The organism is Castellaniella daejeonensis (genome assembly GCF_039523555.1).
GTDB classification, from domain to species: domain Bacteria; phylum Pseudomonadota; class Gammaproteobacteria; order Burkholderiales; family Burkholderiaceae_B; genus Castellaniella; species Castellaniella daejeonensis.
The window spans coordinates 1-568 of record NZ_BAAAFN010000023.1 but is presented as its reverse complement, the minus strand read 5'-3'; the positions used below and the strand labels follow the sequence as shown (position 1 = coordinate 568).

At 67.8% G+C, this 568-nt stretch carries 1 protein-coding gene; it reads right to left on the bottom strand.

The window, feature by feature from the left end; translation table 11 throughout:
- Window positions 1-568: VCBS domain-containing protein (locus ABD022_RS14775; protein WP_343822183.1), on the bottom strand; the 568-nt coding region annotated here is incomplete at both ends.

Here is a 568-nt window from a genome sequence, read left to right as displayed (position 1 = left end):
GCGCTGTTGGTCGTATCCGGAGCGCCGGCGTCATCCGGGATGCCGGGGCCGTGCGGCGGCAGGATGCCGCCCTTCAGACCTTCTTCCGAGACCGCCGCGTTCGCGTCGGCGCCGTTGTCGCCGCCGAAGGTGATCGTCGGCGCATCGTTCGTGCCCTTGATGTGGATGGTCAGTTCGGCTTGCGACGTGTCGCCGTCGTTGTCCGTCAGTGTGTATTTCAGGACGAAATCCTTGATCTGGCCTTCGGCCAGCGCCTGCGTGGCCGGCTTGGAACTGTCCAGCACGAAGGTCCAGCCGCCGGCGGGACCCAGCACCAGCGTGCCGTATTGCGACAGATCGGTCTGCGTCGCCGCATTGTCGCCGGCGTTCCAGGCAAAGCCATCGAACAGATCGTTCGGGCCGTCCGCGCCCCAGCCGGTGTCGTTCAGGAGCACGTTGCCCCCCAGGACCGCGGCGGCACCGTGCGCGTCCTCGGTCACCGTGCCGCCGTTGTCGTTGGCCGCCAGCGGGCTGTCGTCCTGGATGTTCACGGTCAGGTTGCCCGTGGTCGTCGCGCCGTGATTGTCCG